5 protein-coding genes and 2 pseudogenes are annotated in these 7,834 nt (G+C 72.1%); 1 reads left to right on the forward strand and 6 read right to left on the reverse strand.

Translation table 11 applies throughout. The annotated features are described in order from the left end of the window. Positions 1 to 157: 157 nt before the first annotated feature. From ABZY31_RS30865 to ABZY31_RS30885, 5 genes and pseudogenes are all read right to left on the reverse strand, one after another. Positions 158 to 1,030, reverse strand: a pseudogene (locus tag ABZY31_RS30865) (NADP-dependent oxidoreductase); the annotation flags it as partial. Positions 1,031 to 1,144: 114 nt separating this feature from the next. Next, on the reverse strand, positions 1,145 to 2,506 hold the full coding sequence (locus ABZY31_RS30870; protein ID WP_356416947.1) for a GH1 family beta-glucosidase: 1,362 nt from the start codon (positions 2,504 to 2,506) through the stop codon (positions 1,145 to 1,147). Positions 2,507 to 2,595: 89 nt separating this feature from the next. Beyond that, positions 2,596 to 3,462, reverse strand: coding sequence for a carbohydrate ABC transporter permease (locus tag ABZY31_RS30875; RefSeq protein WP_356416940.1), 867 nt, complete (start codon positions 3,460 to 3,462; stop codon positions 2,596 to 2,598). After that, positions 3,455 to 4,423, reverse strand: a complete 969-nt coding sequence (locus tag ABZY31_RS30880; protein WP_356416941.1) for a sugar ABC transporter permease — start codon at positions 4,421 to 4,423, stop codon at positions 3,455 to 3,457. Before ABZY31_RS30880 ends, ABZY31_RS30875 begins: the two co-directional genes overlap by 8 nt. Before the next feature lie 10 nt (positions 4,424 to 4,433). Further along, positions 4,434 to 5,753 carry a sugar ABC transporter substrate-binding protein gene (locus ABZY31_RS30885; protein ID WP_356416943.1) on the reverse strand — a complete coding sequence of 440 codons (1,320 nt, stop codon included), beginning with the start codon at positions 5,751 to 5,753 and terminating at the stop codon, positions 4,434 to 4,436. A 181-nt stretch (positions 5,754 to 5,934) separates the two neighbouring features. Between ABZY31_RS30885 and ABZY31_RS30890 the strand changes: the two genes are divergently transcribed. Continuing rightward, entirely contained in the window at positions 5,935 to 7,233 is a 1,299-nt protein-coding gene (locus ABZY31_RS30890) for an ROK family transcriptional regulator (protein ID WP_356416945.1), read from the forward strand. Positions 7,234 to 7,245: 12 nt separating this feature from the next. Here the strand turns inward: ABZY31_RS30890 and ABZY31_RS30895 are convergent. Further along, positions 7,246 to 7,834: pseudogene (locus ABZY31_RS30895) on the reverse strand (hypothetical protein); the annotation flags it as partial.

The following is a 7,834-nucleotide window of genomic DNA, read 5'->3' on the forward strand; positions in this document are numbered from 1 at the left end:
GACGGCGGCGTCCTGGCCGACGACGGCCTTGCCGATCTCGGTGCGCAGCGCTTCGAGGGAGGCGCGTGCGCGGTCCGCGTCCGGGTGGGCGGGGGTCGATGACGATCTTGCCCGCGGTGTGTCCCTCCTGGCTCAGCGCGAAGGCGGCCGCCAGCTCGGACAGCGGGAAGGTTTCGGCGACGGTGACGGCGAGCTGTCCGCCCTCGGCGAGCCGGCCGAGCTCGGCGAGGGCGGCGCCGTCGGGCCGCACCCACATCCACTGGCCGCCCGCGCCCAGCACGGCCGGGTCGGCGATGGAGGCGTGCCGTCCGCCGTCGGCCAGGACGGCCTGGGTGGCCTCCAGGACCCCGCCCACGAAGTCGGCGACCACGGTGACCCCCTCGGGGGCCAGCTCGCGGACGCGGTCGGCGAGGCCGTCGCCGTACGCGACGGGCTCGGCGCCCAGCTCGCGCAGCCGGTCGTGGTTGCGCGGCGAGGCGGTGCCGATGACCCGGGCCCCCAGCGCGCGGGCGATCTGGACGCCGAAGGAGCCGACGCCGCCCGCGGCGCCGTGCACCAGGACGGTGTCGTCCTTGTCGGTGCCGAGGCGGGTGAGCAGCTGGTACGCGGTGAGCCCGGCCAGCGGGAGCCCGGCGGCCTCGGCCCAGCCGAGGGTGGCCGGCTTGTGGGCGAGGGCGCGGACGGGCACGGTGACGAACTCGGCGAAGGTGCCGCCGTGCACGTAGTCCTTGCGGGCGTAGGCCATGACCTCGTCGCCCGCGGTGAACTCGGGGGTGTCGATGCCGACGACCTCGACGGTGCCGGAGACGTCCCAGCCGGGGACCACCGGGTACACGACGTCCATCAGGCCGTCGAGGCCGCCCGCCATGATCTTCCAGTCGACCGGGTTGACCGAAGCGCACTTCACGCGGACCAGTACCTCGCCCGGTCCCACCTTGGGCACGGGCTGCCGGGTCTCGCTGAGCACCTCCGTCCCGCCGTACGTCTCGTACGTCATCGCCCGCATGGTGCCCTCGCTGTCCTCGGACATCCGTCTCGCCTCTCCGTGAGCTGCTGGAACCGTCCCCCGGCCCCATCCCACCACGAAACGCCGTGCCCGTCGCCCGGAGCAGGGCGGGCACGGCGCGGCGCGGGGCGGTCCCGGTCAGCCGGTGCGGTGGGCGGCGCGGTGCGCCTCGATGACGGAGGCGTAGTGCCGGCCGCTGGCCTTGACGGTGCGCAGCTGGCTGTCGAAGTCGACGTGGACCAGGCCGAAGCGCTTGTCGTAGCCGTAGGCCCATTCGAAGTTGTCGAGCAGGGACCAGGCGTAGTAGCCGGCCAGGGGCGCGCCCCGGCGGGCGGCACGGGCGCAGGCGGCGAGGTGGGAGTCGAGGTAGGCGGTCCGTTCGGGGTCGGTGACGGTGCCGTCGGGAGCGACGGTGTCCGGGTAGGAGGAGCCGTTCTCGGTGACGTAGAGGCGGCGGGCGCCGTACTCCTCGGTGAGCCGCATCAGCAGCGTCTCGATCCCGTGCGCGTCGACCTCCCAGTCCATGCCGGTGCGCGGGACGGCGGGGCGGTCGATCTGGCGGGCGCGGGGGGCCGGGCCGCCGGGGTCGTCGGTGACGTACTGGGGGAAGTAGTAGTTCAGGCCGAGCCAGTCGAGGGGCGCGGCGATGGTGGCGGGGTCGCCGGGGCGTTCGGGGAGGTCCACGCCGTAGACCTCGCGCATGTCGGCGGGGAAGCCGCGGCCGTGGACGGGGTCGAGCCACCAGCGGTTGACGTGTCCGTCCATCCGGCGGGCGGCGGCGCGGTCGGCCTCGCTGTCGGTCGCGGGCTCGACGGTGGAGAGGTTGTTGACGATGCCGATCCGGGCGGCGGGGGCGGCGGCGCGGATGGCGGCCGCGGCCAGGCCGTGTCCGAGGAGCAGGTGGTAGGAGGCCCGCACGGCGGCGGTGAGGTCGGTCAGGCCGGGGGCCATCTTCCCTTCGAGGTGCCCGATCCAGGCGGAGCACAGGGGTTCGTTGAGGGTGGCCCATTGGGTGACCCGGTCGCCGAGCCGTTCGGCCACCTGGGCGGCGTACGCGGCGAAGTGCTCGGCGGTGTCCCGCTCGGGCCAGCCGCCGCGGTCCTGGAGGGCCTGCGGGAGGTCCCAGTGGTAGAGGGTGACGGAGGGTTCGATGCCCGCGGCCAGCAGCGCGTCGGTCAACTGGTCGTAGAAGTCGAGGCCCTTGGGGTTGGGCGGGCCGTCGCCGCCGGGGACCACGCGGGGCCAGGCGACCGAGAACCGGTAGGCGTTGGCGTTCAGGCCGCGCATCAGCGCGACGTCCTCGCGCCAGCGGTGGTAGTGGTCGCAGGCGGTGTCGCCGTGGTCGCCGCCCGCGGTGTTGCCGGGCGTGTGGGAGAAGGTGTCCCAGATGGAGGGCGTACGGCCGTCCTCGTCGGCGGCGCCTTCGATCTGGTAGGCGGAGGTCGCGGTGCCCCAGGCGAAGTCGCGGGGCAGCGCGGCGAGGTCGATGGGCTCGGGCACGGGCTCGGTCACGACGGTCCTTCCGGGGCGTTCGGGGGCGGCGGGGGCGGGTGCGACGGGGGCGGGTGCGACCGCGGCGGCGGGGGCGGTCATTTGACGGCTCCCGCGGTCAGGCCGGCCACCAAGTAGCGCTGGAGCAGCAGGAATCCGGCGACGACCGGGACGCTGACGACGAGCGAGGCGGCCATGATCTGGTTCCAGTACACGTCGTTCTGGGTGGAGTAGCCCTGCAGGCCGACGGCCAGGGTGCGGGTCTGCTGGTTGGTCATGACCGAGGCGAAGAGGACCTCGCCCCAGGCGGTCATGAAGGAGTACACGGCCACGGCGACGATGCCCGGAACGGCGGCGGGGACGACGACCCGCAGGAGCGCGCCGAGCGGGCCGCAGCCGTCGACGGTGGCGGCTTCGTCGAGGTCGCGGGGCACCGAGTCGAAGTACCCGATGAGCATCCAGATGGAGAAGGGCAGGGAGAAGGTGAGGTAGGCGAGGATCAGCCCGGCGCGGGAGCCGTAGAGGGCGATCCCGGTGGCGTTGCCGACGTTCACGAAGATGAGGAAGAGGGGCAGAAGGAAGAGGATGCCCGGGAACATCTGGGTGGACAGGACGGTGACCGTGAACACCCGTTTGCCGCGGAACCCGTAGCGGCTGACGGCGTAGGCCGCGAAGACCGCGATCACCACCGAGGCGGCGGTCGCGGAGCCCGCCACGATCAGGGAGTTCACGAAGTACTGCGCGAGCGGGACCGTGTGCCAGATGTCGACGTACGGGCGGACGGTGAGCCCGCTGGGGATCCAGTGGAAGGCCCCGGCGACGTCTGCCAGCGGCTTGAGCGAGCTGGTGACCATCACGTAGACGGGCAGCGCGACGGAGCCGGTGAGCAGGGTCAGGAAGACCGCCCGGACGGCCTGGAAGGAGCGGGCCGGGGCCAGCGGGGATCTGCGCCGGGTCTCAGGCATCGGTCTTGCTCCTTCCGCGGCTGGTGACCAGCAGGTAGACGGCGGTGACCAGCAGCAGGAAGAGCAGCAGGAGGACGGACATGGCCGATCCGGTGCCGAAGTTCCAGGTGACGAAGCTGGCCTGGTAGATGTGGATGGAGATCAGGTCGGCGGCTTCGGGGGCCGACTTGCCGAAGAGGACGAACGGCGTGTTGAAGTCGTTGAAGGTCCACAGGAACAGCACCAGGACCAGCACCTGGTTGACGGGCCCGATGGAGGGCAGCGTGATCCGGCGCACCTGCTGCCAGGTGCCCGCGCCGTCGAGGGCCGCCGCCTCGTACAGCTCCTTGGGGATGTTCTGCAGGGCGGCCATCACGATCAGGAAGGCGAAGGGCCAGCCCTTCCAGACGGACACGACGAGCAGCGCCCAGAAGCTGTTGTCCCCCAGCAGCCAGAAGGTGTTCGGGCCGGCCATGCCGAGCTGGTCGTGCAGGACGTGGTTCACCAGGCCGTTGTCGCGCTGGAACATGAAGCTCCAGGTGATGACGGCGGCGTAGACGGGGAGCGCGTACGGGACGAGGAACAGCGCGCGCAGGATGCCGCGGCCGCGGAAGGTGTCCTGCATGAAGACGGCGGCCGCGGTCCCGATGAACCAGCACAGGCTCACCGAGAGGAGGGTGAACGCGCAGGTGGTGAGGAAGGAGCGGAGCAGGGCCTCACCGACGGGCGCGTTGACGTCGACGGCCAGGGAGTAGTTGTCGAAGCCCGTCCAGGGGGCGCGCGACCAGTCCCGGATGAAGAACTGGGTGAGCTGCCGGAAGCTCATCAGGATGCCCATCACCATCGGGACGAGGTGGATGAGCAGTTCCATCAGCAGGGCGGGCAGGAGCAGCAGGTAGGGCAGGGCGGTACGGCGCAGCCGTCCGGTGCGGCGCACGCGGGCGGTGGTGCGGCGCACCCGCCCCGCGGTGGCGGAAGTCATCGGGAGGGGCTCACTTCGCCATCTGCTGCTGGGCCTTGGACAGCCTGGCCTTCACGGACTCGGTGGTCACGGGGCGCCCCGCGGCGGCGTCCGCGAAGAGTTCCTTGACCGCGGTGCCGACGGCCGTCTCGAACTGCGACTCCTCGGGGACCTGCGGGAGCGGGGCGGCGCTGGTGGACAGGGTGTCGCGCAGGACGGTGAGGTCCTCGGTGGCGAAGGCCTGGTCCTGCTGGGCGGCCTTGACCGGCGGGATGGAGCCGTAGGTCTTGTTGAGCAGCTTCTGCTCCTCGTCGCTGGTCATGAACGTCACGAACTTCAGCGCGCCGTCGATGTTGTCGGTGTTCTTGAAGACGGCCATGTTGATGCCCGCGACCATGGAGTTGACGTTCCGGCCCTGGCCGGGGGCGCCGCCCGCCGGGACGGGGACGGGGGCCACGCCCCAGTCGCCCTCCTTCATCCCGTGGGCCTTGAAGCTGCTCGCCGCGCTCTGCCAGAGCACCATGGCGGTCTTGCCGTTGGCGAAGTCCTGGAGCGACTGGTTCTTGTCGTACTCGGCGTTGCCCGGCGCGATGATCTTGTCCTTGGCCATCAGGTCGACGTACTGCTTGACGGCCTCGACGTTGGCCGGGGTGTCGAAGGTGGGCTTGCCCGCCGCGTCGAAGAACGCGGCGCCGTGCTGCCGGGACAGCACGAAGACCTGGTGGATGTTGTTCGAGAGGTTCGCGCCCTCGGCGCCCAGGGCCCACTTGCCGTCCTTGGACAGCTTCCGGCCGGTGGCGGCCATCTCGTCCCAGGTCGCGGGCGGCTTGTCGATGCCCGCTTCCCGGAACATCTTCTTGTTGTAGTAGAGCGCGTACGACATGGAGTACAGGGGGACGGCGGCCGGGTCCTGGCCGGCCGCGCCCGCGGAGCCGATCGCGGACTCGACGAAGCGGCCCCGGCCGCCGATCGCGTCGAAGTTCTTCGCGTTCCAGGGCAGCAGCGCGCCGGTGGCCTGGAGGGAGGAGGACCAGGTGTTGCCGATGTTGAGCACGTCCGGACCCTGCCCCGAGGCGGTGGCCGCCAGGATACGGTTGAGCAGGTCGGCCCAGGGGACGACCTCCAGCTTGACCTTGATGCCCGTCCGCTCCTCGAACTTCTTCAGCTCCGGGCCGAGGGTCGCCTGGTCCGCCGCGATGTCGGGGCCCTGGTTGGAGGCCCAGTAGGTGAGTTCCTTGGGGGCGGTGTTGGAACCGCCCTCGGCGCCGGTGGAGCCCCCGCCGCAGGCGGTGGCGGCGGCGAGCAGGGAGGCGGTGACCACGGCGGCGGCCGCGGCTCGGTTTCTGCGCATGGCGGATCGGCCCCTTTCAACAGGGTCGGGCGAGCGGCCGAGAGGGAGGCCGGGGGGCGTTGCGGCCTCCCCGTTACCTCCAGGCCTTAATTTAGGACGTGAGTTAAGCCTCGTGAAAGGGTCGCGTCAAGGGGTCGCGCAAGGGTATGTTGCGAATCGTTGTCAGGGCGGAAGGAGCCACATGACGGGCAGTCACGGACGTACGGTGCGGGACCTGCGGCGCGGCAACCGCAGCGCCGTGCTGCAGCGGTTGTACTTCGGCGGACCCATGAGCCGCCAGGAGCTGGGCCCGGTCACCGGACTCAGCTCCGGATCCGTCAGCAACGTGGTGGGTGAACTCGTCGCGGACGGCCTCCTGGAGGAAGCCGGCATCGTCGACTCCGACGGCGGACGGCCGCGCACCCTGCTGCGGGTGGCCCCCGGCAGCGCCCACATGATCGGCGTCGACGTGGGCGAAACCCGGGTCCGGGTCGAGCTGTTCGACCTGACCCTCACCGAACTCGCCCGCGCCGAAATGCCGTTGCAGCCGCGCGGGTGCTACGACGTCGGGCCCATCGTCGACCACATCCGCACCGGCATCGCCGCCGTCCTCGCCGAGGCGGGCATCGGTACGGACCGGCTCCTGGGCGTGGGCGTCGGCGTCCCCGGCATCATCGAGCGCGCGCCCGGCGGAACCGTCGTGCACGGCCAGACCATCGGCTGGGACGCGGTCCCCCTGGAGGCCCTGCTGCGCGCCACCGGCGCCCTGCCCGACGAGGTCCCGTACCTCATCGACAACGGCGCCCGCACCCTGGGCCAGGCGGAGATGTGGTTCGGGGCCGGGCGCGGGGCGCGGGAGGCGGTCGTCGTCCTGTTCGGCTCCGGCGTGGGCGCCAGCCTGGTCACCGACGGCTCACCCGCGGGCGGCTCCCCCGACGGCACCCCCCTGGAGTGGGGGCACCTGACGGTGTCGGTGCGCGGCCGGCGCTGCCGTTGCGGCGCCCTGGGCTGCCTGGAGGCCTACACCGGCGCCGAGTCCCTGCTCGCCCGGTGGGCGGAGCGGGGCGGCGGCGCAGGCGAGGTCCAGGACGAGGAGGAAGCCCTGGCGGTGCTGCTGGCGCACGGGATGTCCGGGGACCCGGTGGCCGCGGAGGTGCTGGAGGAGACCGCGGAGTACCTGGGCGCCGGGCTGTCCGACGTGATCAACCTCTTCCAGCCCGAACGGATCCTGATCGGCGGATGGGCGGGCCTGATGCTGGGCCCGCACATCCTGCCCTCGGTCCGCGCGCACGCCAGGCGCTACTCGCTGCGCCACCCCGCCGACCGGGTCACCATCGACCTGGGCTCGCTGGGCCCCGACGCGGTCACGGTGGGCGCCGCCACCCTCCCCCTGTCGGCCTTCTTCACCACGGGCGGCCGCCGCCCGGTCCCCGCTCCCCCGACCGAACCCCCGGGCTGGCACGCCTCGTTGGCCACCCGCGGCGGGGTGGCGGGGCGCTGAGGGGGCAAGGGGTCACTGGATCAGGCCGAGGTGCGGGTGGTCCGGGGATGCCGGGCAGACGTGCAGTTGCAGGTCGTAGCCCCCGGCGAGGTCGAGCAGGGTGGGGTTCCACGGCCTGTAGTTGCCGGGGGTCGACTCGGAGGAGGATTGGTCTTCGTACGGAATCCACCCGCGGGTATTGGATCCCCACTCGGACGAGGCGATGGTCAGCAGCGGGTTCATATCGGTGCCGCAGGTGGGGCAGAGACGGGGGACGGGATCGGTGAGGCCCCAGCTGGTCCAGCCCCCGGCCTTCCAGCCCGGCGCGAGCAGACACGGCTGCGGTACGTAGCCGTCGTAGTCCACCGCGTACGGCTCGGGCGGCTCCGCCAGCACGTCGGTGACCTCGGCGGCGGTCCGCCAGTACAGGGCCGTGAGGGGCTTGTTGTCCGGCTCGTGGTCCCAGGGGCACCACAGCACCTGGAGCAGGTCTGCCGAGCCGGGCGGTCGCAGCAAGGGCGCGTCGCGCACGTACAGCTGCGCCACGGACACCATGGCGACCGGCCCCCCTGTGTCGTGCCCCTCGGCGCAGTGCGGCCAGGGCTCGTCGGGGGGGCCCCCC

Origin of the sequence: Streptomyces sp. NPDC006529, assembly GCF_040611795.1 — a bacterium.
GTDB lineage: Bacteria > Actinomycetota > Actinomycetes > Streptomycetales > Streptomycetaceae > Streptomyces.